Source organism: Mycobacterium sp. E2327 (assembly GCF_001672675.1).
In the GTDB taxonomy this organism is placed as follows: domain Bacteria; phylum Actinomycetota; class Actinomycetes; order Mycobacteriales; family Mycobacteriaceae; genus Mycobacterium.
The window spans coordinates 1-24,868 of sequence record NZ_LZKE01000083.1; the positions used below are offsets into that span (position 1 = coordinate 1).

The window sequence follows — 24,868 nt, forward strand, 5'->3', positions numbered from 1 at the left end:
GCCGACGGCATCAGCGCCCACATCGGGGTCTCGGGCGGAATCGCGCCGTGCATCGCACCGTCGAGCGCGCGGTCGACGTAGTCCTTGTCATCGCCGATGAGCATGTAGCTGCCCCACAGTTCTGGCCTGTCGCACAACAGCTTTGGGCGGCGCGATAGCGCCACGTCGATCTTGGCGTTGTTGATGCCCCACCCGTTGACGCTGATGTTGCGGACTTCGTCGAGCACCTCATCGGAGACGTGGGCGGGGTCGACCAGCTTGCACATCAACGTGATCGGGTCGACCGCGGCGACGACCTGGCTTGCGTGCAGTACTTCGCCGTTGGCCAGCCGCACCCCGGCCGCCTGGCCGCCGCGCACCAAGATCTCTTCGACCGCCGCGTCGGTGCGGGCCTCGCCGCCGTGATGGCGCAGGCACGCGGCAAGCGCGGCGGTGAACTCGGCCATGCCGCCGACTGGACGTTTGATGCCCCATCCGATGTGCAGCATGATCACACCCAGCACCGCTCCCGATCCCGGTTCCCGCAGTGGGGCTTCCGATCCCGAGGCGTAGATCGCCAGCAGCGATTTCACCTCGTCGGACTCGAACATCGTCTCGATGAGTTGATGCGGGGACGCCATCAGCATGCGCGCGACGGGCGCGAGGTTGCGCCGCTTGCGCACCGCTCGCCAACCCAGCTCGGCGATCGTCTTCGCCCGCGGGCGGGTCGGGTGGTCCATCAGGTATGGCGCCGCCACATACCAGAAGTCGCACCACATCTCGCATAGTTGGGCGAACTTGGTGGCGTCTCGTTTCGAATACCGCCGGATCTCCTCGACGGTGCGATCGAGCGAGCGCCACAGCCCGATCGATTGGCCTTCCGGCCCGAGGTAGGCGCCCCACGGCTCGGGACTGGCCTGGCGCAGCCCGAACGCTTCCAGCCGGAGCTCGGTGATGATGGACGGCTCCAAGTTGGTGAACAGCAGGTCCACCGCGCAGGGATTCATCACGAATCCCGGTGCCCCCGGAACCGTTTCGCGCGAGTAGGTCATCCCGCCGAGCCATGGGTTTCGCTCCAGGACCACCACGCGCTTTCCGGCCCGGGCGAGATAGGTGGCGCAGGTCAGGCCGTGGTGGCCGCCGCCGACGACGATGGCGTCGTACACGTCAGGCGGCGGTTGCCTTGTTGCGCTGCTCGGCCAGCCGGGCCTGGTTGCGCGCGAGGGCGTCGGCGGACAACGGAAGCGGCAGGAATCGGCGGGTGCGGGCCATCAGCTCCTGATACTCCGGCCGGACGCCCATGTAGTTGTCCTGGAACGCCGAACCCAGCACCGAGGTCAGCATGATCGTGTTGATGATCGGGCCCGCCACCGTCCACCAGCAGGCCGGGTTACCCGCGACGGCCACCAGCCACATGCCCCACCAGACCGTGTTGGTGCCGAAGTAGTTCGGGTGGCGACTGTGCTTCCACACTCCGGTGTTGAGGTAGCGCGGGCGCTGATCCAGCGCGAGGAAGGCCTGCAGTTGCGCATCCGCGACGGTCTCGAAGTAGAAGCCGACCATGAACACCAGCAGGCCGACGAATGCGAGCAGGCTGATGCCGCCATTGGGCGCCCGGTTCTTCAGGATCCCGACGACGGCGGGCATGCCGATCAGCACGATGATGACCGCCTGGGGCTCCATCACCCGGAAGAAGCTTTTCCACCAGTAGCCTGGAGACATCTCCTTAACGAAGTTCAGGTAGCGCGGGTCGCCGCCGTAGACGGGCACGTAGCGGCGCCAGCGCGCCGCCAAATACCACCCCAGCCGGCCGCCGTGCAGCATCACCATGAACAGCACTAACGCCGCGGTGACCGACTGGGCGCCGACGATCAGGTACGCGAACAACGCCGGAACGGCGTAGGCGAATCCGTACCAGCCGTCCATCATCGAGTGGTTGCCCTGAATCAGGCCGACCCCCCACAGGATCGTCACCACCGCGAAGGTGAAGATCGCGCAGAACAGGAAGACGCTGAGATCGCTGGACGGGTTGACGCCCAAGCTGGTGACCAGATCGTTCACGCGGTCATCCTAACAAAAAATGAGAACGATCGGTCACGAAATTTCGAATCGCTGCTAGGGTGCTTCACATGCGCCACTGTCGCCGGACGTTTACGCTCGTTCAGCTATCGCAGAGCCGCCGGGAACGGGGCTGACCGATGCGCATCGGGCACGGTCATTTCTTTCAGAACCTCGACGGGCGGGCCGATCACGACGTCTGGCGAACCGAGATGGCACTCGCCGACCGCGCCGAACACCTCGGCTTCGATTCGGTGTGGGCGGTCGAGCACCATTTCGCCGGCTATTCGATGTCGACGGACCCGCTGCAGTTCCTGACGTGGGTCGCGGCCCGGACGCAGCGCGTGCAGCTCGGCACGATGGTGTCCGTCCTGCCGTGGCACGATCCGATCCGGCTGGCCGAGCACGGCTGCGTGCTCGACCATCTGTCGGGAGGACGACTGATCCTGGGCATGGGCCGCGGTCTGGCGCGCCAGGAGTTCGACGGCTTCGGCGTCGAGATGGCGCGATCGCGACAGCTCTTCGACGAATACGCCGCCGAGCTGCTGGACGCGTTCGAGACCGGAAGCATTCGTGGTGTCGAGCTGCGGCCGGCGCCGTTGGCGCCCCTGCGCGGGCGCGTTTTCGCCTCCTCGATCTCGCCGGAGTCCGCCGAGGTGATGGCGCGGCTCGGCGCCGGGATCATGATCTTTTTGCAGAAGCCGTGGGATCAGACGGTGGGCGATCTCGAGCGTTACGGCGAGCACTACCGCCGATACCGCGACGGCGACCCACCCAGGCCGATGGTGGTGATCTTCAACGCCTGTCACGAGGACCGGGACATGGCGGCCCAGCTGTTCGAGCAGGTCGTCGCCTACTACCGGTCGACGATCGAGCACTACGGGTTTGCCGACGAGGCGATGGCTTCCATCCCGGGCTACGAGTATTACGGCAACATCGCGCGCACGATCGCCAAGCACGGTCGCGAGCAGTTCGCGCACTTCCTGGCCGAGCTGCAGCCGTGGGGAACGCCCGAGGAAGTCATCGAGCAGACCCGAGAGATCGTGCGGCGCACCGACGCCGGCGGCCTCATCGTGGTTTCGGCGTTCGGGAACCTGGCTCCCGACGTCGCGGTGGCCAACCAGGAGCGCTTCGCGCGGACGGTCATGCCCGCGTTGTACGAGACCGTCGGCAGTTCAACGTGAGAGGGGTAGGGGATTGAAGCTCGGTATTACGATGCCCAGTCGCACGGCATCGCTCGCGCGCATACCGGAGTACGCGCGAATGGCAGACGAGGCGGGCTTCGAGTCGGTGTGGAGCTACGAGCTGTACCGAAACCCCTTCGCGATGCTGTGCACGTCGGCACTGACCACGTCGACTGCGGAGCTGTGCACCGGGCTCGCGACCGCGTTCACGCGGTCTCCGTTCGAGGCGGCCAACGCCGCCGCCGATGTCGACGAATTGTCCGGCGGGCGAATGAAACTCGGTCTGGGAACCGGGGTGCCGGAATTCCTCGGCGCCTTCCACTCGACCGATTTCAAGACCCCGGTCCGACGCATCGGTGAGTACATTGATGCACTGCGCAGCTCCTGGGCGTATCTGGCGGGCGAGCAGGTGGACGGCTTCTCCGGCGCCCACTATCAGTTCGCCGCGCCCCCCATCAACCCCTGGGGCCTGCGCGAGATGGTCCGGCCACAGATTCCGATCCTGCTCGCCGGCATGCGCCCCGCGCTGCTGAAACTTGCCGGGGCGAAGGCCGACGGATGGATCGGATACCTCTGGACGCCAAAGTTTTTCGAACAGGTCGTACTGCCCAACATCGGCGAGGGCGCGCGCTCGGCTGGCCGCGACCCAGAGGCGCTGGACCTGGCCTGCGAGGTCATCTGCTGTGTGCACCCGGACCGCGACGTCGCGCTGGCCCGCGCCAAGAAGCACGTCGGGTTCTATATCGCGCACCCGATCTCCGACGTGGTCGCCGAAATTGAGGGCGTGCAGGACCTGGTCAACGGATTGCGCGTATCGATGATGCAGAAGGGGCTGGCGGCGTTCGAGGACACGCCCGAAGAGCTTGTCGAGTTGTTCTCCATCACTGGGACACCCGAGGAGTGCCGCCAGAAACTGGACAACTACAAGGGTTTACCGCATCTGGCTCTGCACACGTCCTACGTGCCGCCGTTTACCGCCGAGGAGTCCGAAGACTGCTACCTGCAGATCATCGACGCGTTCAAGCGGTAGGGCTGACATGACGGACGACGTCATCGTCGTCGGAGGGGGCCCCTCGGGTTTGGCCGCCGCGCACCGGCTGTCGCGGGCCGGCGTTTCGGTCCGGGTGCTGGAGGCCGGCGACCGGGTGGGCGGAAAGATGCGCACCTCGCACCGGGACGGCTTCGTCGTCGACGAGGGTGCGTTCTTCCTGCCGACCACCCACCGGACGCTGCTGGCCACCGCAGCCGACATCGGAATGGCCGACGAAATCGTCCCGGGTGGATTCATCCTCGGCGTCGTCCGGGACGGGGTGATCCACGATCTGGATGGCAATCACCTCGTTTCCTCCCTTGCCCGCACCCGGCTGCTCTCGATCCGGGCGAAAGCGGAGGCGATCAAACTCGTTCCCGAATTGGCGCGCGCCCGAAAAGCCGGCTACGCGCGGATGCCCGAGGTGGGTCCCTATGACAGCGAGACGATTTCGGCATGGTCGCGCTCGCGGCTGAGTCCCGAGCTCAGGGAGTACCTCACGGAGACGGTGCTGCGCGGCATCGCCGCCACGAGCGGCGACACGGCTTCGCGGGCCGACTTCTTGGCGATCCTGGCGCTGTTCGGGGGCGCGAAACTGGTCAGTTTCCGCGGCGGCATGGGTTCTTACACGGACCGGCTGGCCCGCGACGCGAAAGCCGAAGTCGGCGCAGAGGTTATCTCGGTCGAGGACAACAGCGATGGTGTCACAGTCACCTGGGCGGACCAGGGCGGCGTCGAGCACGTCGACGACGCGGCGGCATGCGTGATCGCGACACCTGGGCAGACGAGCGCACGGATCCTGACCGGACTGGACGACTGGCGGCGGTCGTTTCTCGACAGGGTGCGCAACGGAAAGCTCCTGATCCTCAAGGTCGGCCTGTCCCGGCCGCCGCGTCACGTGAAGTCGACCTACATTCTGGTCCCGCGGGCCAGCCATCCGTTTCTCACCGGAATCATGTTAGACCACCACAAGGCGCCAGGCCGCGCGCCCGCGGGCAAGGGGTTGCTTACCGTCGCGGCGCTGGATTCGTGGAGCGCCGAGCACTGGGACCACGACGACGACCAGATCCGCCGGGCCATGCTCGGCGCCGTCGAACGGATCCTGCCGGGCACAACCGATCACGTCGAGTTCGCCGATGTCTACCGGTGGCGCGAGGAATACACCACGGTCGGCTTCTACCGCCACCTTGGCCGGTTCCGGCAGCTGTGCGACCAGGATCGGCGGGTACAGCTGGCCGGCGATTCCCAGGCTTTCCAAAACCTGGAATCGGCGACGATATCCGGTCTACGGGCCGCCGAGCGGTTGATCTCGAGCCACACCCTGTCCTGATGCTCCGATATAGAAAGAGGTAGCCATGACGGAACGTCAACAGCGGCTATGCATATGGGGCGGAATCACTTTCGCTCCGGTCTTCCTGATCGGCTTCGCCCTGGTCGCTGGTTTCATCCCTCCGCCCTCGCCAAGCATGACCGCCGACGCGGTCGCGCGGATGTTCGCCGAGCGACGCGGCCGGATCCGGATCGGCATCTGGATCACCTGCGCGGCCGCACCATTCCTGGCGTTCTTCGTCGCGGCGCTGACCCATCAGATCCGCCGGATCGCCGGCGGTGATTCGCCGCTGGCGACGGCGCAGTTGATCGCCGGCTCGTGTCTGATCCTCGAGTTCCTCTTCCCGCAACTGGTTTGGCAGACGGCCGCCTATCGGAGCGGGCGCAGCCCGGAGGTGCTTCAGATGCTCAACGACCTCGCGTGGTTGCCGTATGTCGGGATCGTCGGAACGGCGATGGTCCAGATGGCGATCATCGCAATCGTCGTGTTTCAGGATCATCGTCTGCAGCCGCTGTTGCCGCGCTGGTGCGCCTATCTGAACATTTGGACCGCCCTGGGCGTTGCGCCGGGCAGTTTCGTCGTGTTCGTGCATGCCGGACCCTTGGCCTGGAACGGAATCCTGGCCTGGTGGGTGCTGTGTGTGTCGTTCTTCGCCTGGATGGTGACCATGACATGGCTCATGTTGCGCGCCAGCCGTGCCGTCGAGCGCACCGAGGGGGACCGTTTGTTGCAGCCCAGCTTCGGCTAGAGAAGCGAAAACCTGTCGTTATTAGGTTTCTGAGCTCGACTATTGGTGCTTTTCCGGGCCAATATCCGATAATGTGCTCATGCCCCGACCCTCCAAGCCGCTAATACGCCGCGAAGCCGTGGTGGAGGCGTCGTTGCGCATCATCGACACGGAGGGCCTGGACGCGCTCAGCCTGCCCCGGCTCGCACGGGAACTCAACGTGCAGGCGCCGTCGCTTTATCACCACTTTGAGGACAAGGCGGCGATCCTCAAAGCGGTAGCCCGGGCGGTAGTGGTGGAGACGCGGTTACCCGATCCCACGTCGGTGCCCAATTGGATCGAATGGCTTGTGGCGCTGAGTTTGGCGTTTCGCGAATCGATGCTGCGGCACCGCAATGCGGTGCCCCTGCTGCTGCAATACATGCCGCGCGATGTGTTGATTCGCAACTACAACGAATCCGCGATGCATCTGATCGAGATCGGGGTGCCGCCGGAACAAGTGGTGTTGATCCTTGACGGGCTGGACAAGTTGACTTTGGGTGCCGGCATCACCGAGGCGATGCACGGCGACGCCGGGGGAGGCGCCCCATTCGCCAACGCCAATCCCGCCACCGAACCCGCGCTGGTCACGGCGGTGGCTGCCAACCACCGGTCCGCGGCGGGGGCGTTCGCCGAAGCCATCCGTAGTTTCCTGCGAGGCGCGGCACCGACCGTGCCGGACACGGCGCCGCCGCCGCAGCATTGGGGGCATTTGGACTTGGCGGCAACCGATCTCGAGAAGTCGACGGCCTCCTAGAGGGAGGCGCTGGGTCTTCTCGCCGTTTCGGCTACGCCGTCAACGCCGGTTCCAAAGCCGCCGACGCCGACGCGGTTTCGATCTCTCGGGAGAGCTTTCGGTGGATGGTGATCGTCATCGACATCATCCAGATGACGAATCCCGTGAGCGGGATGTAGAGCCCGAGAATGCCCGTCCAGGCGAACGGGCCCTGCTTGAAGAACAGGACCAGGCCGGCGGGGACGATGAGCAGTGCCACCCACAAGTTCAAATATCCGAGCCAGTGCGGGAGTGCCGGCTCGTCGCGGCGGTCGATCAGGATCGCCGCGGCGATCGCAAGAAGCTGCACCCACAGCGACCAGATCACGGTCATGAACAGGATCCAGCCGACGTCGTGGAGCGTGCGGGTGACGTCGGCCGCGCGGTCGTCGTAACGAAAGCTCGCCGCCATCCAGATGCCGATCGGCGTGATGAATTCCAACGACAGCAGCGCGCACGAAACCATCTGCGTGTCCGCGAGGGCCTTGGCGCCCTTGATCCGTTTCAGTTGCCCCGAGATCGCCACCGCCCACGGAACCAGCAGAGCCGAGCCGGCCATCGAGATGACCATCCCGAGCTTGATGGCGTTCGGGTGTCCCGCATACAGCGCGACGATGTCGGCTGCGCTGGCCTTTGGGGCCGACGGCGGGATGAACCCGGCGACGAACAGGAAGGCGCCCAGCCAGAGGACGATCATCGCCGGCCCTGTCCAGATCAGAACCCGCTGCACTCGTGCTTCCATCGCGACCTCTCTAACTTGTTATCGACTCAACGGAAGAGGAACACTCCCACCAGCAACGCGCACACGACGAGGCAATACGTTTCGAACAACCCTCGCAAGACATTGGGCGCCTCCCGTAGCTCCATGAAGTACATGCCGACCAGGCGGACTTTGATGAACGCGATCAGCAGGATGAGCACGCTCGCCAGCTGGTGATCGTGCGTTCCGTGCTGAATTCCGAGCGTCCAGGACAGGGCGGTGGCAGTTATCAAGACCACCCATACCGCCGTCGCCGGCGTGCGAAGCAAGGCCGTCATCGTCTTACCTGACCAAGAAAATCAGCGGGAAAAGGACCAGCCACAGCAGATCGACCATGTGCCAAAAGCACGCGCCGCCCTCGAAGAATGCCCACTGGTTTTTGGACAGCTCGGTCCGACGGGCCAAGAGGAATAGCGCGGTGAGCACACCCAAGCCAATGATCAGGTGGAAGAGATGCAAGCCGGTCAGCACGAAATAGAGCAGGTAAAAACTGTTCGTAGTCGGGATCTGTTGTGCGGCAACCCGTTCGGAGTACTCGAAAGCCTTGACGACGATGAACGCCACGCCGCAGAGAAACGCGCCGAGGATCAGCCGCTGCGCGAGCGTCCGCTCGTCCACGCGCATCGCGCGGACGGCCAACACGACAAACAGCGAACTGATCAGCAGGAAGACCGTGTTGATGGCGCCGAGGTTCTTGTTCAGGGTGGCCTGAGATTGGTCGAACAGATCGACATGCTTGCTGCGCTGGATCAGGTAGTACGTGAAGAAAACGGCGAAAACGCAGATGTCGCCGAGGATGAAGATCCAGACGCCTTCTTCGCCGGGGACCCTCTTCGTCTTCTTCTCGGCGGGAGGCGCTGTCGGCTGTGTGGTTGTGCGTTGCACGCGGCTGTGCTTCCTGGTCAAACGGCGCTTGGTCTGTCGAAGGGCGAATTGCGGGGGCGCCCGCGCCCACCCCCGCAGCACGACCTCAGACCGCGGCCATCGCTCGTCGGTCCTCGGACCGGTTTGTCTTCTGCCTGTCGATGGCTTGCAGGGTGAGCACCGACATCGCGATCATCCACCCGAAGAAGATCGCGAACGGGATCCAGAAGGCGCCGACACCGTTGTAGGCGAACAACCCGTCGTGGAAGAACACGATCAGCCCGGCCGGGAAGATCAGGATTGCGCACCAGAAGTTCAGGTAGGCGACCCAGCGCGGATACAACGTAGGCACATTGTGGTCCTTGATGATTGCCAGGCCGATCACGGCCATCCACAACGCGAATGGCGGCCAGGTGAACAGGAAGTCGAACCATACCCAGTCGTTCATGATCTGCATCACCGCCGGGTCGAGCGACTCCGGCCGAAACGCGATGACACCCCACGTCATCGGGATCAGGATGAAGAAGACATAGCCGCCGCCCTGCAAGGCGATCGATGTGTACGTCAGGATCGGCCAGCCGCGCTCCATCTTGCGGATGAAGATGGTGATCGCCATGCACCACGTCGCCCAAAACGACCAGAAGATGCACTGGATCAAACAGCCCAGGCGAATCTCGTTACGTCGATCTATGAACCTTTGGGCAAGCTCCTTCGCCGACAACGCGGGCGATGGTGGCGGGATGAAATGCATCATGAACCCCTGAGCCACGATCATCGCCACGATCAGCGCGATGCCCGACCAGACGGCGGCCTTGGCCAGGCCGGAGTCCAGCTCAATCTGTTTCGCCATCAGTCTTCACTCCCAAGTAGACGATGATAAGTGACACTAGCTTAGTTGGTAAGTGACGCTTACGATAGGGCACGTACACATTCAGCACGCCGAACCGGGACAGCCCGGACGGGGTGGGCGGGCACCTTGCCGCACGCCGACACCGCATAGACGCTCATGTCCGAAGGCGACTCGGGGTTAAAGTCAGTGAAAATGTCGTTAAGTAGGGACAATCCTGTGCCAAACCCTCGAAACGGACGCCGCGGCGCCGACGAGATCCGAGAGCTCGTCCTGAAAGCGGCACATCGCCTGTTTTCAGAGCAGGGCTATCACGGCACCACGACGCGTCAGATCGCCGAGGCGGCCGGTGTCGGCGAATCGGTTCTATTTCGCAATTTCGGAAGCAAGGCGGAGCTGTTCGAGACGACGATCCTTTCGCCGTTCTCCGACTTCGTCAACAACTGGGCCAAGACCTGGAACGCCAGCGTGACGTCGGAAACCGATCCCACGCAAATCGCGCGTGCGTTCGTCAAAGGCTTCTACGGCCTGGCCTCCGAACATAAGGAATTATTTCGCACGCTAGTGGCCGCCAGCGTCAAGGGCGGTGAGCCGACGCTGACCGAGGTAGCAGCGCGGGTAAGCCGCAAGCTCGCGGATAATCTGCGCGCCGTGGAGGTAGTGCTGCAGGAGCATGGGGCTGCGCGGCACTTCCGTGAATTAGATGCCCCGGTGACCGTCGCCGTGTCCGTCGGCTCGGTGCTGTCACTGGTGCTGCTCGACGACTGGCTCTTTCCATCCGACGTGCGTCGCCCCGGAAGAGGCCGCCAGATCGAGGAGACGGTGCAGATGCTTCTATACGGCGTCACCGGCCGCTGACGGCCGATCGGCACAAACGCCGGCAGCACAAACCGTTTCGGCATTTCACGGGCGCCAGGATCGTCGGCGCCGTCGGGGCCTGCCCCGCCGCGCTTCAGCGGGCCCGGGTAAACCGTTGGCCGATGTCTCGATATTCCTCCCGCACCGCCTGTTTGGCGATCTTCCCGCTGGGCAGCCGCGGCAGTGGCTCCGACCGCAGCACCACATACCGCGGCACCTTGTAGTCGGAGAGCAATTGTTCGCAGTGCGCGATCACCGCGGCCTCGTCGAGGCCAGCGGCGTCCGGTGTCACCGTGATGATTGCGGCGGGCGTCTCGCCGAAGCGCGGGTCCGAGGCGGCGATGACGGCGACCTCGGCGACGCCGTCCAGCCCGGCGATTACCGACTCCAACTCCACCGGTGAGATGTTGATTCCGCCAGAAATGATCAGGTCTTTGATGCGGTCGACGAAGGTGATGCGCCCGCATTCGTCGCGCGTTCCCAGATCTCCGCTGTGCAGCCAGCCGTCACGGATCGCGGCCGCTGTGGACTCCGGATCTTCCCAGTAGCCGGGAGTGACCCCGGGGCCGCGCACTACGATCTCGCCCTCCTGCCCCGGCGCGGCCAGCGACCCGTCGTCCGCCATCACCGCCACTTCGGTGAAGATCGAGCCGATGCCGCACGAATCGGGGTGGTCCAACGCCTCGGCCCGCTGCGTCGCGGTCGCGACGCCCCCCGCCTCCGTCATCCCGTAGATCTGGCGCAGCAGCACCCCTTTGTCAGCCCAACGCCTCAGTAGGTCGGTCGGCACGGCGGCGCCGCCGACGATCGCGGTCTGCAGCGAGCTCAAATCGGCATCGTCGAATCCTTCTGCACGAGAGAGGGATTCAAAGATCAGCGGCACCCCGAAGATCGCGCGCACCGAGTGCTCTTGGATCAGGTTGACCGCGCGGGACGGGTTGAGCTCCGGTTCGACGACGAGGGTGCCGCCCAGCACCGTGGTGATCAACAGCCCGTACACCAGGCCCGGGGTGAACGCCAGCGGCAACACCAGCAACGTCACCGTGCCCGGCCGGAAGCCCTCCTCGGTCAGGGTGTTCTCCAGCACGATGGCCAGCAGGGTGTTGTTGGTCAGGATGACACCCTTGGACAGGCCGGTGGATCCGCTGGTGAAGATCACCGCGATCGCGTCTTCGCCGGCACGATCGATACGAAAATCGTCGGGTTCGCCGGATCGCTCGGCGTCGACACTGTCAAAGGACAGCACGACGAATTCGCGGCCCGCTTGCCGTGCCTCGTGTGCGAGGGCGGTATGGGTGGGTGCGGCGATCATCAGGCTCAGTCCGGCGTCGTCGGCGATCTTGCGTACCTCGGCGGGCTTGAGGCGGGCATTGAACGGCACCAGCACCGCCCCGGCCTTCATGATCGCCAGCGCCGCCACCGGCCATTGCAATGCGTTGGGTGCCAGCAGCCCGACGCGGTCACCGGGCTTTACGCCATCGTCGGCCAGGCGCCGTGCCAACCGTCCGGACCAGTCGTGCAGTTCCCGATAACTGAGCCGGTCGGTGCCGAGGAGGATCGCAGGGTGGTCGGGTTTGGTTCGTGCCCACCAGTGCAATGCGGAGCCGACTGTCGCGGCCATCTTCCTCCTCGTTTCCCCGGCGCGTCAGATCGTGGCCGCCGATCCGAACACCGTCGAGCTGACCAGCGGCGCCATCGGACCGCCGATCAGCAGCGAAACATCGGCATCGGCAACGGGATTGGGCGAGCCACCGCGGATCTGGCGCACCGCCTCGGCCACCAGGCCGATGCCGTGCACGAAACCCTCGGCGATGTTTCCGCCGGCGGTGTTGATCGGCAGGCGACCGCGTTCGACGGTCAAGTTCTCGACGGTGAGGACTTCACCGGCGGCTTGCCCCGGCGGGCACAGCCCGTGATCGATCATCGACGCCACGGCGGGACCGGTGAAGTTCTCGTAGACCTGTGCCACGTCCACGTCCGCCGCGGTGATTTCCGCACCGTCCCACAGTCGCTTCACCAATGCGGGATGGAATCCAGCGCTCGTGTACGCGGCTTCGTTTTCCACCGATTCAGTCCAGCCCGCGGCGGCACCCTGCACGCCCGACAGGATGTATGCGGGCGTCCCGCGATATTCGCCGACGCGTTCGGCGCCGACGACTAAAATCGCTGTGGCACCGTCATTTTCACGGGAGCAGTCGAACAGTCGCAGCGGTTCGGAAATCAGCCGGGCGCCGGTGTAGCGGTCGTGGTCGAGCGGCTGGCCGCACGCCACCGCGCGCGGGTTACTCTGGGCGTGGTGATAACCGGCCAGCGCCACGGCCTCCATGGCCGAGGGCGGCACCCCGTCGACTTCGAGCATCCGCTGCGTGCGCATGGCACAGACCTGGGCAGGGGCGATCATCCCGTGAGCGGCGTAGAGGTGCCCCATGTGGCCCTTGTTGTACGCGCCTCGCCCGTCGGTGGCCTCCGAAAGGCCGCGGTAGACCGCGACACAGCCGGCCTGGCCGCTGTGCACCGCCGCGGCGGCGCAGTTGACCGCCGCCGCGACCGCCCCGCCCCCGCCGCCCCACACCTGAGTCGACCAGCGCACCTCATGCACACCCAGCGCCGCGCCGATGGCGAGGCCCTCGCTGGAATCTCCCGCGTAGGAGACGAACCCGTCGACGGTGCGCGGGTCGGCGCCGGCGTCGTGGCAGGCCCGCAGGATCGCCTGCAACACCAGCTGCGCCGACGACAGCGGACTGGTGCCGCGTTTGTGATAGTCGGTGGAACCGACTCCCACCACCGCGGTCGAGCCGCGAAACCCGCTCACCGCGCCTCCAAGCTGGGAGCCAGGCGCCAACGAACAAGCGGCCAGTACCGGTCGTCTGGAGGCTGCTCGATCACCCCGCGCACCGCCGCGCCGATGCGGGGCGTCAGCCCGTCCGCGTGCTCGAGGACTCCCAGGACCCGGCGGCCGCCGGCCGCGGGTAGTTCCACCAGCACCACGACGTAGGGCAGGTGGCCGGTGGCCTCCGGAGTGAACGGCTGCCAAGTTCGCGTCCACGAGTAAATGATGCCCACCGGGTCGACGGCCTCGAAATTCAGGTCGAAACTGTGGCAGGCCGGGCAGATCGGTCGCGGTGACCAGACCCACGTCGCGCACTGCCGACAGCGTTGCAGCAGCAGCCTTCCGGCGCGCAGTCCATCCCAGTGTGCCGCGTCGAGGCCGTCGGGGCAGGGGCCGGTGAGGCCCACCCACGGCGGCGTGTCGGGGATGTTGCGCACGCTGGCGACGCGCCAGCTGCCATCGGTGAAAAGCACCCAGCGGCTGCGCAATTCGAACCATTGGTCGTCGAGCTTGGTGTAGCGGACGATGGCGTCGTAGTACCCCGGCTCGGCTTCGGTGATGGTACGCACGTGGGCACCCTTGAGCCGCGCGGGCACGTCGGCCGAGGCGATCAGCTGACCGATGCGGTCGGGCAGGAAATCGGCCAGCACTGCATCATTGTCACCCGCGGCAACCGCTTTGCCGTGGGCGTCGACGGTGCTGGCCAGGTCGGCCGGGATCGTGTTGGTCATGAATTGCCACCGATCTGATAGCGCACGTCGGTGCGGTCGTGTTGGAAGCCGGCCAGTCGACAGGCATGGACCAGCTCGGGGTCGCCGGAGTCCACGTGGATGACGACGCCCGTCATGCCGGCCTCATGGGCCAGGGCCGCGGCGCCCTCGAGCAACCGGCGTCGGTGTGGCGCGTGGGCGGCGGGTGCGGTGAAGGCAGACACGATGGTGACGCAGCGGCCGAACTCCTCAGATGACACCGGGCGCAGATCCAGCGCCGCCACCCCGACGATGCGCCCGGCCTCACGCAGCGCATAGGTCTGCTCGTTCTCGGGGGGCACCGCGACCCAGCCAAGGTCGGCCAGCGCCGCATCATCGGTGGGTTCCAGAACCGGTGCCGCGGTGGCGTCCTCGATCGCGTCGGTTGAGCGGATGAGTTTCCAGACCCGCCGGGTGCGCGGGATCAAGAATCGGTCGGAAAGCCGGCTGGCCGCGGGGTGGTTGCCTTGTGCCCACACGGTCAGCGTGTGGGCACCGGTGTCCAGCCAGCCTCCGGGACGTGCCGAATCCAACCCGACCCGCTCCAGCAGCAGGGTCATGATCCCAATAGAACGGAGCCCCGGGTCGATCACCGCGCTGGCCTGAGCCGACCCGTCCGACGAGCACTTCAGGCGGATCAGCCCGGCGATTCGCTCGGGTTGGTCGACCTCACCGAGTGCGGCGGCGTAGGGCAGCATCCAAATCAGAAGATGGCGCGCCGACGAATCGGATTGCGACATTGCACGATCGACATCGGAGAAGTCGATCACGTTGTATTCGGGCCCGGCGTCGTACTCGGCGGCACGCGCTAGCAGATTCGACAGCTCGGCCGATTCTTCGGGACCGAGGGCGGTTCGCCACTCGTACTTGATCATCGCACGGTCACCGTGCGGCGATGCCCTCGGCGAGCAGCTTCTTGGTCTCCCGGCGGAACACCTGGTTGGCGGTTTCGTTGCGGCCCAGCAGCATATCGCCGGCGTCGGCGCTCGCCATCCCACGCTGCGAATTGCGCAGCAGTGGAAAATCCTCGTTGTGCAGGACCGCGAGGAGAATGTCCCAGTTCTTGTCCCACAGGCGATTCCAGTGAGCCTCGTCTATTCCCGAGTCCTCCTGCCTCGGGACCATCAGCCGTTGCTCCATGCGTGACTTCGTCGGGTCGCTCGGATGTGGCCGGAACGTCAGTAGCTGGAAGTGATCCGGTTGGCGCAGCAACGTGCTGTTCGGCAGCAGGAAGTGGGTCTCGGTGACATACCGATCCAGTTGGCGGTCGCCGGGGTCTTCCTCCAGCCACCGGTCGATCGACTTGCGTGGCGCGATGAACCGGCAGTGCCGCCCGAAATCCTCGAAGGCCATGACGTTGGTGTGAATGATCTTTCCCGCGGTGTTGGGGTGGGCGTACTGAATGTGGTAGCCGTCGAGGAACGCATCCTGCATGATCTTCCAATTGGTCGGTTCGTCGAACCCTGCCGACCGAACGCACTGCAGCTTGTCGATGTGATAGCCGGCCAGGATCGAATCCATATCCGGCCCAAGCCAGGCCGCCACGTCGATCGAGGCGTGAGCGTTGTCGACCAGCCAGATGAAGCCGTGCCGCTCCTCGCATGGCAGTTCCACAAGTCCTTGTTTCTTGCGATCGATCTCACCGAAGGTGGCATCGCGAGTGACCATCCGCAGCGACCCGTCGGGGTCGTAGGACCATCGATGATACGGGCAGGAGAAAAACCGGCAGCGACCCTTCTCGCTGTCCTCCAGCAGGGCGCCGCGATGTCGGCACAGATTCACGAACGCCTTAACGCTGTGGTCTTTTTGCCGCACGATGATGATGTTGTTGCGCGGCATCTGCACGGTCATGAAGTCATACGGGCGGGCGATCTCCGAGCCGTGGGCAACGATCGACGGGACTCGGCCGAAGATGAGATCGCGCTCCTGCTGTGCAAGCACGGGATCGGTAAATTCGCGCGCGGAGAAGCCAACGACGCCGTCGAACTTGTCGGTCGTTTCGTTGCGTAACAGCTCAAGTGCCCGACGGATTCGGTCGGGGCGGGGAAGGGATGTGGTCATGGGTTCACTTCTGTGGGGTAAAGGTGATCGGCATTCGAAGGCAGCCCCGCACCTGGGTCGAGTGGAAGACCGGCGGATCCGATTCCACCAGTTGGTAATCGGGGATCCGACGGTGCAGTTCCTCCAGCGCGATGGTTAACTCGACGCGGCCGAGATGTGAGCCCAGACAACGGTGCACGCCGGCGCCGAACGACAGGTGCCGGTTGGGATTGCGGTTGATGTCGAAGTCGCTCGGTTGGGGAAACGCATCCGGGTCGCGGTTCGCCGAACACAGCATCAGCAGCAGCTGGTCGCCCTCGGCGATGCTGACGCCGCCGAGCTCGAGGTCGCGGGTGGCGCGGCGGCCGGCCGCGACGGCCGCTTCGATGCGAAGGATCTCCTCCACGGCCTTGGGTATCACGGACGGATCGGCAACGATGCGATCCCGCTGGGTGGGGTTTTCGACCAGGTGCATGATCGCCCAGGCCAGCGATCCCTGCACGGTGTGCAGCCCGCCCATCAGCAGCAGGTAGAACATCAGGATGAGTTCCTGGTCTTGCAGCAGCCGGGTGCCGTCGGGGAGTTCGACCTCGGTATTGATCAAGATGGAAGTCGCGTCGTCCCGCGGGTTGTTGCGCCGGTCTTCGATCACTTTCTGGAAATAGCCGGCCACGGTCAAACCGGCCGCGATCCGGGCTTGGTCGGACTCCTCCGGGGTACCGCCGGGCTTGCCGAACAGCACCACGTCTGTGGCCTCGGTGAAGAGGGGGGCGTCTTCCAGTGGCCAGTCCATCAACGCCAGAAAGATCCTGGCGGGCAGCTCGTGGGCGAATTCGGAGATGAATTCGGCTTGGCCCCTTGGCGCGAACCCGTCAATGAGTTCGTTGACAACCGAGCGAATACTGTCCGACAGCTTCTTCATGCGCTGCGGACTGAACAGTGGCTGCAACACGTGGCGGTAGGCGGTGTGCTCCGGCGGGTCGAGTTCGAGCGGAATGAATTTGCCGAAATCCATCGGAGTGACCAGGTTGTTCGGGTAACTCGAGAACGTTTCGGGATCGGTCAGGACCTGTTGGATTTCCTTGTAATGGGTCACCACCCAGTGCCCACCGTACGCAGGCGAATACACAACGGGGCCCTTGGCGGCGAGCTCGGCCACCCGCCGCTGAAACACGTCCACCGGGGTCGCCAGGCTCGGATCGTAAACGTCGAAGTCCGTGACGAGGTTCGGCGGCACCCGGTCCATTGCTGTGGTCATCTGGCTACTCTCCATTCCTTCGAATCATCTGCGGCGCCAGCTCAATTGGACACGGGCTCGGGGTTGAGGTCCTCCGGGAACCACATCCCGACGCGGGCAAGGGTGCCCCCATCGGTGGCGCCGATGGTGGCCCCGGAGATGTAGGCGGAGTCGTCGGAGACCAAGAACAGCGCCACCTTGGCGTTGTCGAGCAGCGACGGGGGACGGGGCACCTTGAGCGGTATCGGCGAGACGACGGGATTCCACGGGCCCGCTACCTCTTCGTAGGATTGGCCGACCACGGGTGCACCCGGGGGCAGCAGGAAGTTGGGCGACATGCCGTGGGTCGGCGCAATGGCATTGACCCGGATGCCATAGCGACCCAGGTCCAGGCTCAGAGCGCGGACCAAGCCGTTGACGCCGGCCTTCGTCGCGCAGTACAAGGCGATCTTTGGGTAGGCGACCAACGACGCCGCTGAGGACGTGGCCAGAATAGTGCCGCCGCCGTTGGCCTTCAGGTGGGGAACCGCGGCCTGAGCCGTGTAGACGACGCCAGAGAGGTTGACGCCCAACACGTGCTGCCAATCGGCCTCGGTCATGTCCTCGAACTCGACGGCCGGTTCGGTGCCGAGGGCCGCCGCGCCACCGCGGGACACGATCCCCGCGTTGGCCCACGCGATGTCGAGCTTCCCAAAATGGTCGACCGTACTGGCCACCGCGGCAGTGATTTGGTCTTTCTGGGCGACGTCGGCCGTGATCGCGATGGCGTCACCACCCTGCTGCTCGACCAGCTTCGACGTCTGTTCGGCGCGGTCCGCATCGATGTCGACGATCGCGATCCTGGCGCCCTCGGCGCTGAACAGTTGGGCCGCTTGACGCCCGAGGCCAGAGCCCGCGCCCGTAATCAAGGCAACTTTGCCTTCGAGCTTCATCGTCCTCCTTCGTGGGCCGCGGCCCTGGCATCGACAAGTGCTTTTCGCCGGACGCTCGGTGTGGTCGATGAACGACGGTTTAAACTTACGACACTAGATATAAGACGTCAATCAAGAAATGTCGGTTGGTCTATGAACCCACCTTCGATACCTCGATAGCGCTGCACCACAGGAGTTAGATAGGACAAAGATACTCACCCCAAGCCCTGGTGCGGAGTCCAAGCCCTCGAGCAATATCTATGTTAGAAAGGTTTATACCGCGGCCGGCGGCGGTGTGATGGACCGCCGGCGGGTGGCCTCTTCATCGCCGGGGCTCGGTCGCCCCTACTGATTTGAGACGCAAAAACTCAAAATGTTATCGTTGCTTCGTGCGCCACTCGGAGACGGGCCTGCGGGCATGACGGAGACTGCCTCCGTGACTGAAACAGACCTACCCACCGATGCCAACGCGGCAGAGCGGCTCGGTGAGTTACGCCAACAGGTGCGCGACCTGACCGGTTCGTGGCTGGCCGCGGGCCGCTACACGCCGCGCAGCGACTGCTGGCTGCGCTCCTTCGATCTCGAGTTCTCCCGCGAGCTTGCCGCGCGGGGGCTCATCGGTATCACGTGGCCGGTGGAATTCGGGGGTGGTGGCCTGGACGCCCGGTCACGCCTCGTGGTCACCGAAGAGCTGCTGCGCGCCGGAGCGCCGGTCGCCGCCCACTGGATCGCCGATCGGCAGATCGGCCCGGCGATTTTGCGCCACGGCACCCACGAGATGCAAAAGGAGTTGCTGCCCGGCATCGTCAAAGCCGAGTACATCTTCTGCCTGGGAATGAGCGAGCCCGAAGCGGGATCGGATTTGGCCGCCGTGCGCACGGCGGCCAAGAAGGTCGACGGGGGCTGGTCGGTCACCGGCCGCAAGATATGGACCAGCGTTGCGCACCGCGCGACGCACGCGTACCTGTTGGCGCGCACCGATTCAACCGGTAAGAAGCACGAGGGCCTGTCGGAATTCGTCGTGGACATGTCCACACCGGGGATCGAGGTTTCACCGATAGTCGACATGTCGGGGGAGCACCACTTCAACGAGGTCACTTTCACCGAAGTCTTCGTTCCCCAACATCGCCTGCTCGGGACGGAGGGAAACGGCTGGCGTCAGGTGGTCGAGCAACTTTCGTTCGAACGCGGCGGTCCCGAGCGAGTGTTGAGTACGTATCCGCTGTTGGTCGAAGCGCTCGGTCACCTGCGCCGCACGTCTGATGACCGTCACGATGTGGAACTCGGCGCCCTGGTCGCCCGCCTGGCCACGTTGCGCAGACAATGTTGGGAGATCGCCAACGCGATGGACGCCGGCCGGGCGCCTGTCGTGGAGGCGGCGAGTCTGAAGTATCTCGGCACGGAGTTCGAGAACGACGTCATCGAATTCGCCCGCCGTGTGGGGTTGCCAACCTCGCGCACCGACCCACTGGCCGAGGCACTCTTGGCCTCACCAGGGTTCACCCTCCGGGGAGGCGCCTCGGACGTATTGCTTTCGATCGTCACGAAAAGCGAGACCCGGCGATGAGTGAATTCGCGCAGGAGTTGACGGAGCTCATCAGGAACCTCGCAGCCGACGTTGGCGATCCGGGTTCGGTATGGGGTCAGGTCTGCGAGCTGGGCCTCGCCGGGATCGGAATGCCTGAAGACAAAGGCGGTTCCGGGGGGAGCGTGGCCGACCTGGTGGTCGTCGTCCGGGAGTTGGCACGCGCCGGGCTCAATACCCCGATCATCGAGGCATCGACGAGTGCGTACGCCGCTGACGCCGCAGCGGCCGGTGAACGTTTCGACACCATCGTCATCGCTCCCGACCTGGATGTCTCGTCAAATCCCGTCACCGCCAACTTGACTCAAGTGCCGTTCGCCGAACGCGCCGGCAGCCTGGTGATCGCGACTGCATCCTCAGTCGTGACCGTACCGCTGTCGGCGGCGTCGGTCAGCGTCGAACCCGGCCACGACATCGCCGGCCTGCCCGATGCACGGGTAAACCTTGCCGGCACCACCGTCGAGCCCATACCGGGCGGACCCGGCGCCGCGCAGGTGATCGACCGGCTGTCACTCACCCGGGCGGCCGCATTGCTCGGCACCGCCTGGGGGGCGTACGAGCTCACCCGCAAGTACGTGATGGAGCGCGAGCAGTTCGGCGCCCCGTTGGTGAAGATTCCCGCGGTGTCGACCGCGTTGGCGCAAATGGCGGTGCGGACGAGGTTCGCCCAGTCGGCGCTCGACAAGGCGACGGATGCGTGCACGGATGCCCACGCATCCGAGCTCCAACGGTTCGGGGCGGTGTCGGCCGCCCGCATCAGCGCGGCCACCGCGGCGACGCTGGTGGCACGGACCTCGCACCAACTGCACGGGGCGGTCGGCATCACCGCCGAGTACGACTTGCATCGCTACACCAGCAAGTTGTGGGCGCTGCGAGACGCCGATCAGTCGGAATTCTCCTACTGCCGACGGCTCGGAGCACGCGTGCGAGCCGAAGGCGAAATTGAGCTGTGGGAAAGCATCTCGGCTTAGCCGGCGGCGGCACCGGCGAAATTTGAGGAGGCAGACAATGACCGATACAGTCCTGGTCGATACCACGGATCGAGTCATGGTTATCACGATCAACCGTCCGCAAGCCAAGAACGCGATCGACAGCTCGGTTGCCAGCGGAATCGCCGCGGCCATTGACGACTTGGAATCCCGCGACGACCTCACGGCCGCCATCCTGACCGGCGCCGACGGGACATTCTGTGCCGGTATGGATCTCAAGGCGTTTCTGCGCGGCGAGTCACCATCCATTCCGGGCCGCGGCTTCGCCGGGCTCACCGAAAGCCCCCCGACCAAGCCGCTGATTGCCGCTGTGGAGGGCTGGGCGCTGGCCGGCGGTTGCGAACTGGCCCTGAGTGCGGACATCGTGGTGGCGAGCACCGCCGCCAAATTCGGTCTGCCGGAAGTCAAAAGGGGGCTGGTGGCCGCCGCCGGCGGGCTGCTGAGGCTGCCGAAGGCCCTGCCGTACTCGCTGGCGATGCTGACCGCGCTGACGGGCGAACCGATCAGCGCCCAAGACGCCGAGCGCCACGGACTTGTCGCCGTGCTCGCCGAACCGGGCCAGGCGTTGGCCGCCGCCCGCGACGTCGCGGCGAAAATCGCCGCCAACGGGCCGCTGGCGGTCAAGGCGACGAAGAAAATCCTCGCGCACCAAAGCAATTGGACCGATCTTCCGGCCTTCGAATGGCAACGCGAGATCACCGGTCGAGTCCGTGAATCGGCCGACGCCAAGGAAGGTGCGCTGGCCTTCGCCGAGAAACGGGCACCCCGATGGCAGGGTAGGTAGCTGCTCGCTATCCGCTGTTGAGGTCGGCACCCGGCTGATCGCCGCCCGGCTGGGTGGCGGGTCCATGTCCGCCGGTCCAGGCGTTGGGGTCTTGGCTGAGGTCGATGTCGTGGTCGAGGTCGGGCATCATCGGGAACATGCGGCACAGGAACGGAACACTCGAGTGGCAGGGATCGAAGCCCGGGTCGGCACCTGCCGGTGCGGCGAGACACAGGCCGGTCGTCACGGTGCCCAGCGCGACGATTGCGGCTCTTTTCAAGGCGGACATGCAGGCCCCCTCTCCGGTCGGCAGCGCTGCGAGGCCAAGCCAGTATATTGAGACGTGAAGTCTCACACAAGTCCCAGGTAGACCCAAGCCCTAGGTGTGGCTGGTCGCGCCGCTTAGCTTTTCGTGCTCGCCGGTGACACCGGTACCGAGTGATTCGTTGGCCTCGGAGTTGATCGCCTTGATCAGCCACGTCGCGTTGACGACGAACAGGGCGACGAACACCGTGGCCGGTATCCAGAACACGAAGATCCCGTTCCAGGCGAACGGGCCGGATTTGAAGAACGGCAGGATGATCGCGGGCGTGAACATCAACTCGGTCCAGATGTTGAAGTAGGCGAGCCAACGGGGAAACAACGGCTGTGGTCTTGGGTCCGACAGGATCGCGAAGGCAAATGCGAAGTACTGAGCCATGAACGGGATCCAGGGCATTACCAGCATGATCCAGCTGATGTCGTTGAGCAGCAGGGTGGCATCGGGTGAGCGGTCGGGACGAAACGCCGTGATGGCGAACATCAGCGCCGGCACCAAAAACGTCAAACACGCGAACGCCCCTCCGGCCAGCTGCGCGTTGACGACGGTGGGGTGCACGCCCGGGATGCGCCGCATCTGCCCGGAGATCACCGCTGTGAACCATACGTAAAACCCAGAGCTGAGGAAGATCAGCCCGGCGCCCAACCGGATGCCGGCGGTGTGCGCCTGGTAATGAGCCGCGACTTGCGCCGCGGACATGCCCGGCGACAGCGGCGGCAGGAAACCGGCGGCGACAAATCCGCCGAAGAACAGCAGCACGCAAATGATGCCGCTGTACGCGCAAATCCGCTGGAACGTCGCCTGAGCGTTCATGTCACTGGCCTCGATTCCCGATGAAGCTCGTGGTGATCCCGGTGGGAGCCGGCAGGTCAAGAAGCTTCGCGACGAGCTGGCTGGCCGGGTTGCTTTGCGCCATAGGGGAGTCCGGCGGCAGCAGTCCGGCCGCGATCATCATGTGCGCGGCGCGGACCATCAGGATCGCGAGCTTGGTGCCCGCCAGTACCTCGTAGTAGTCGAGGTCGCGCAGCATGTGATCGGTGGCCTGCTGGTAATAGTCGATTGTTTCGCCGCGGTCCGGGATGCCCGCCGGCAACGGAAGCCCGACGCCCTCGGTGTGGTGGCGCATCAAGAACAGCCACCAACCAAAGTCCTGCTCGGGGGCGGCCAGTTCCACCATCTCCCAGTCGAGCACACCCACCGGCGAAAGCTCTTCGGAGAAGATCATGTTGCCCACCCGTGCATCTCCCCAATTGAGAACCTTGGGTTCGTCGCGGTTCGGCCGGTGTTCGTCCAACCAACGCAACGCCGCCTCGATCGTTGGATTCGGCTCGCCCTCGCCCGCCCACTCGAATATGCCTCGCCATTGAGCTAGCCCCGCGTCGAGGCCGCTGTGGTTCGCGGGTGTATCGAGGAACTCCAGCCCGAGTGCGCACCAGTCAACGCTGTGGATCTGCGCCAGCACGTCGATGCTGTTGTGCCACATCTGACGTCGCTGATCGGGCGTCAGGTCTAACACCCACCCGGCCGCGGTGAACGGGGGGTCGTCGGCGGGGATGCGACCGTCGATCCGCTGCATCACCAGAAACGGCGCGCCGAAGACGGACGGATCGTCTTCGAAGTAGTACACCCGGGGCACCGGGACCGGCGAGTGATCGGCGAGCGCCCGGATGACGGCAGCCTCCTTGGCCAGGTCGTACTCCCGGAACACGCCGGGCCCGTCGGGCTGCACGCGCGCGACCATGCCCTGGGTCTGTTCACCGTCGGCATCGCGCCAGTAAGCCGTGAACAGAACCGTCTCATTGGAGAGCCCTCCCGCGCCCGGCACGGACACGTCGGTCACGGTTATGCCCTGCGCGTCAGGCTTTTTCGATGCCAGCCAGTCGGCTAGCCGTTTGGCGGCCAGCTCGGTGTCGATGATGTTCTTCAGGGCCATCGTTGCTCCTGTTCCGTCAGTGCGAGGCCGCAAGTGAGCGGCGTTTCATCATCCGCTGGTATTGGTCGAACCACAGTTCCTGATACGTCGCGTGAGTGGTGCGGCCCTGTTCGTCGGTCCAGCGGTACACGCTGTCGTGAAACGATGTGTTGGGCCAGGCCGGTAGCGACGCGCATGCGATCGCCTCGCCCTGGAACCGGTACACCTCGCCGGTTTCGTCTTCGGCCGTGATCTCCTGGCGGGTCGGCAGGTGAATCCGCGGGTGATATTCCAAGACGTTGCGGCGCACCCACTTGATCGAGCGGGTCTCGTCGCCGCGCTGGATCCAGGCGAAGTGATGCGATGGGCGGTCGCCAACGTTGTACAGCCCGGCCCAAGCCGGGTCGGTGTCCAGCGGCTCGAAACTGATCTGGTTGAAGATGAGGTCGGGACCGAAGTACATCGGTGACCAGCCGACGGGCGGAACCGGGACCGCGCCGCGGCGTTCCACCCGGATCTGACGCCAAGAGCGGTCCCGCGGCGCATAACAGTCGACCGGATAGGTCGTGCCGTCGAGCACCAATTCGCCGGTCATGCGCATGAATTGCTCGCTGCCGCCGGGTTCGCGGGCGACGTCGTGGTGGTTTTCCTCGCCCGGCATGACATGCCCCCGGGCCAGGAGGGGGGTCACGGCCTCGGCGACGACGTCGACGACGCAAGCCCCGTCGCTACTGCGGTAGGCGATGCGCGCGGCGCGGCCCGGCTCAACAAAGTCGATCTGCAAGCCGTTGTCGGTGGTGATCGTGCTGCCCTCGACGCGCGGCCATGGCATCGTGACCTCGTAGTCGAGGAAGGCCATGTCGGTGTATTCGACGTTGTCGGTGCCCTGGAAGATGCAGACGCCGCCCTGCGACAGCGGGAATGCCGGTTGGTAGCGCACGTAGAGGAAGGCGCCGATCGCCGCCTCGGGAACGGAGAAACCGAAGTAGTGGGTGTGGATTAGGTGCGGATCCCACTGCTCCCCGGCGGCCGGCAGCGGCAACAGCAGGTCGGTGTCACCGGAATGCGTTGCGAGTGGCATT

The 24,868-nt window shown here is 65.1% G+C and carries 26 protein-coding genes; 9 read left to right on the forward strand and 17 right to left on the reverse strand.

All coding sequences use genetic code 11. From position 1 onward, the window contains the following. Both A5712_RS09165 and A5712_RS09170 read right to left on the reverse strand, forming a co-directional pair. On the reverse strand, window positions 1-1,145 hold a 1,145-nt coding region (locus A5712_RS09165; RefSeq protein WP_068103745.1), incomplete at its 3' end, for an NAD(P)/FAD-dependent oxidoreductase. A 1-nt stretch (window position 1,146) separates the two neighbouring features. Continuing rightward, complete coding sequence (locus tag A5712_RS09170) at window positions 1,147-2,040, reverse strand: DUF1295 domain-containing protein (RefSeq protein WP_068103746.1); 894 nt, start codon at window positions 2,038-2,040, stop codon at window positions 1,147-1,149. A 137-nt stretch (window positions 2,041-2,177) separates the two neighbouring features. Between A5712_RS09170 and A5712_RS09175 the strand changes: the two genes are divergently transcribed. The 5 genes from A5712_RS09175 (at window position 2,178) to A5712_RS09195 (ending at window position 7,104) form a co-directional block, all read left to right on the forward strand. Next, window positions 2,178-3,221 carry an LLM class flavin-dependent oxidoreductase gene (locus A5712_RS09175; RefSeq protein ID WP_068103751.1) on the forward strand — a complete coding sequence of 348 codons (1,044 nt, stop codon included), beginning with the start codon at window positions 2,178-2,180 and terminating at the stop codon, window positions 3,219-3,221. A gap of 31 nt (window positions 3,222-3,252) precedes the next feature. Continuing rightward, entirely contained in the window at window positions 3,253-4,251 is a 999-nt protein-coding gene (locus A5712_RS09180) for an LLM class flavin-dependent oxidoreductase (RefSeq protein WP_082973360.1), read from the forward strand. A 7-nt stretch (window positions 4,252-4,258) separates the two neighbouring features. Then, window positions 4,259-5,581 carry an NAD(P)/FAD-dependent oxidoreductase gene (locus A5712_RS09185; RefSeq protein ID WP_068103754.1) on the forward strand — a complete coding sequence of 441 codons (1,323 nt, stop codon included), beginning with the start codon at window positions 4,259-4,261 and terminating at the stop codon, window positions 5,579-5,581. Window positions 5,582-5,606: 25 nt separating this feature from the next. Continuing rightward, a complete protein-coding gene (locus tag A5712_RS09190; protein WP_068103756.1) occupies window positions 5,607-6,329 on the forward strand; it encodes a hypothetical protein in 723 nt (240 codons plus the stop codon). A 79-nt stretch (window positions 6,330-6,408) separates the two neighbouring features. After that, the gene (locus tag A5712_RS09195; protein ID WP_082973361.1) at window positions 6,409-7,104 is read left to right on the forward strand and encodes a TetR/AcrR family transcriptional regulator; all 696 of its coding nucleotides are present in this window, start codon (window positions 6,409-6,411) and stop codon (window positions 7,102-7,104) included. A 31-nt stretch (window positions 7,105-7,135) separates the two neighbouring features. On the opposite strand, the gene A5712_RS09200 is transcribed toward A5712_RS09195, so the two are convergent. The 4 genes from A5712_RS09200 to A5712_RS09215 all read right to left on the reverse strand — a co-directional run bounded on the left by A5712_RS09200 (window position 7,136) and on the right by A5712_RS09215 (window position 9,596). Then, on the reverse strand, window positions 7,136-7,864 hold the full coding sequence (locus A5712_RS09200) for a hypothetical protein (RefSeq protein ID WP_082973362.1): 729 nt from the start codon (window positions 7,862-7,864) through the stop codon (window positions 7,136-7,138). Window positions 7,865-7,890: 26 nt separating this feature from the next. Then, window positions 7,891-8,160 (reverse strand): cytochrome C oxidase subunit IV family protein, encoded by a 270-nt coding sequence (locus A5712_RS09205; protein WP_068103762.1) that lies wholly within the window; start codon window positions 8,158-8,160, stop codon window positions 7,891-7,893. A 4-nt stretch (window positions 8,161-8,164) separates the two neighbouring features. Then, complete coding sequence (locus A5712_RS09210) at window positions 8,165-8,767, reverse strand: cytochrome c oxidase subunit 3 family protein (protein ID WP_068103764.1); 603 nt, start codon at window positions 8,765-8,767, stop codon at window positions 8,165-8,167. A gap of 85 nt (window positions 8,768-8,852) precedes the next feature. Next, on the reverse strand, window positions 8,853-9,596 hold the full coding sequence (locus tag A5712_RS09215) for a hypothetical protein (RefSeq protein ID WP_068103766.1): 744 nt from the start codon (window positions 9,594-9,596) through the stop codon (window positions 8,853-8,855). 192 nt (window positions 9,597-9,788) lie between these two features. On the opposite strand from A5712_RS09215, the gene A5712_RS09220 reads away from it, so the two are divergent. Beyond that, window positions 9,789-10,451 (forward strand): TetR/AcrR family transcriptional regulator, encoded by a 663-nt coding sequence (locus A5712_RS09220; RefSeq protein ID WP_197519349.1) that lies wholly within the window; start codon window positions 9,789-9,791, stop codon window positions 10,449-10,451. Window positions 10,452-10,545: 94 nt separating this feature from the next. On the opposite strand, the gene A5712_RS09225 is transcribed toward A5712_RS09220, so the two are convergent. Genes A5712_RS09225 through A5712_RS09255 form a run of 7 tightly spaced genes read right to left on the reverse strand, consistent with a single transcriptional unit; the run spans window position 10,546 to window position 18,239 of the window. Next, window positions 10,546-12,072, reverse strand: a complete 1,527-nt coding sequence (locus tag A5712_RS09225; protein ID WP_068103770.1) for a class I adenylate-forming enzyme family protein — start codon at window positions 12,070-12,072, stop codon at window positions 10,546-10,548. Between the two features lie 24 nt (window positions 12,073-12,096). Continuing rightward, window positions 12,097-13,263, reverse strand: coding sequence for a transporter (locus A5712_RS09230; RefSeq protein ID WP_068103773.1), 1,167 nt, complete (start codon window positions 13,261-13,263; stop codon window positions 12,097-12,099). Beyond that, entirely contained in the window at window positions 13,260-14,012 is a 753-nt protein-coding gene (locus A5712_RS32670; protein WP_068103777.1) for a Zn-ribbon domain-containing OB-fold protein, read from the reverse strand. The genes A5712_RS09230 and A5712_RS32670 overlap by 4 nt, the downstream gene beginning before the upstream one ends. Beyond that, the gene (locus tag A5712_RS09240) at window positions 14,009-14,905 is read right to left on the reverse strand and encodes a hypothetical protein (RefSeq protein WP_068103778.1); all 897 of its coding nucleotides are present in this window, start codon (window positions 14,903-14,905) and stop codon (window positions 14,009-14,011) included. The genes A5712_RS32670 and A5712_RS09240 overlap by 4 nt, the downstream gene beginning before the upstream one ends. Window positions 14,906-14,912: 7 nt before the next feature. After that, complete coding sequence (locus A5712_RS09245) at window positions 14,913-16,091, reverse strand: aromatic ring-hydroxylating dioxygenase subunit alpha (protein ID WP_068103780.1); 1,179 nt, start codon at window positions 16,089-16,091, stop codon at window positions 14,913-14,915. A gap of 4 nt (window positions 16,092-16,095) precedes the next feature. Then, window positions 16,096-17,328: a cytochrome P450 gene (locus A5712_RS09250; RefSeq protein WP_068103782.1), complete on the reverse strand. Its 1,233-nt coding sequence runs from the start codon at window positions 17,326-17,328 to the stop codon at window positions 16,096-16,098. Window positions 17,329-17,369: 41 nt separating this feature from the next. Next, complete coding sequence (locus tag A5712_RS09255; protein ID WP_068103784.1) at window positions 17,370-18,239, reverse strand: SDR family NAD(P)-dependent oxidoreductase; 870 nt, start codon at window positions 18,237-18,239, stop codon at window positions 17,370-17,372. Between the two features lie 415 nt (window positions 18,240-18,654). Between A5712_RS09255 and A5712_RS09260 the strand changes: the two genes are divergently transcribed. From A5712_RS09260 to A5712_RS09270, 3 genes are read left to right on the forward strand one after another with little or no spacing between them, the layout of a single operon-like run. Then, a complete protein-coding gene (locus tag A5712_RS09260) occupies window positions 18,655-19,785 on the forward strand; it encodes an acyl-CoA dehydrogenase family protein (RefSeq protein WP_068103803.1) in 1,131 nt (376 codons plus the stop codon). Beyond that, the gene (locus A5712_RS09265; RefSeq protein WP_068103786.1) at window positions 19,782-20,774 is read left to right on the forward strand and encodes an acyl-CoA dehydrogenase family protein; all 993 of its coding nucleotides are present in this window, start codon (window positions 19,782-19,784) and stop codon (window positions 20,772-20,774) included. Before A5712_RS09260 ends, A5712_RS09265 begins: the two co-directional genes overlap by 4 nt. A 37-nt stretch (window positions 20,775-20,811) precedes the next feature. After that, complete coding sequence (locus A5712_RS09270; protein ID WP_068103787.1) at window positions 20,812-21,576, forward strand: crotonase/enoyl-CoA hydratase family protein; 765 nt, start codon at window positions 20,812-20,814, stop codon at window positions 21,574-21,576. A gap of 7 nt (window positions 21,577-21,583) precedes the next feature. Here A5712_RS09270 and A5712_RS30150 read toward each other — a convergent pair whose 3' ends face one another. The 4 genes from A5712_RS30150 to A5712_RS09285 all read right to left on the reverse strand — a co-directional run bounded on the left by A5712_RS30150 (window position 21,584) and on the right by A5712_RS09285 (window position 24,867). Beyond that, window positions 21,584-21,844, reverse strand: coding sequence for a fibronectin-binding protein (locus tag A5712_RS30150; RefSeq protein ID WP_156766491.1), 261 nt, complete (start codon window positions 21,842-21,844; stop codon window positions 21,584-21,586). 90 nt (window positions 21,845-21,934) lie between these two features. Next, entirely contained in the window at window positions 21,935-22,687 is a 753-nt protein-coding gene (locus A5712_RS09275; RefSeq protein ID WP_068103788.1) for a hypothetical protein, read from the reverse strand. A gap of 1 nt (window position 22,688) precedes the next feature. Next, on the reverse strand, window positions 22,689-23,807 hold the full coding sequence (locus tag A5712_RS09280; RefSeq protein WP_068103789.1) for a phosphotransferase family protein: 1,119 nt from the start codon (window positions 23,805-23,807) through the stop codon (window positions 22,689-22,691). A 16-nt stretch (window positions 23,808-23,823) separates the two neighbouring features. After that, window positions 23,824-24,867: a tyrosine protein kinase gene (locus A5712_RS09285; protein ID WP_068103790.1), complete on the reverse strand. Its 1,044-nt coding sequence runs from the start codon at window positions 24,865-24,867 to the stop codon at window positions 23,824-23,826. Window position 24,868: the final 1 nt, after the last annotated feature.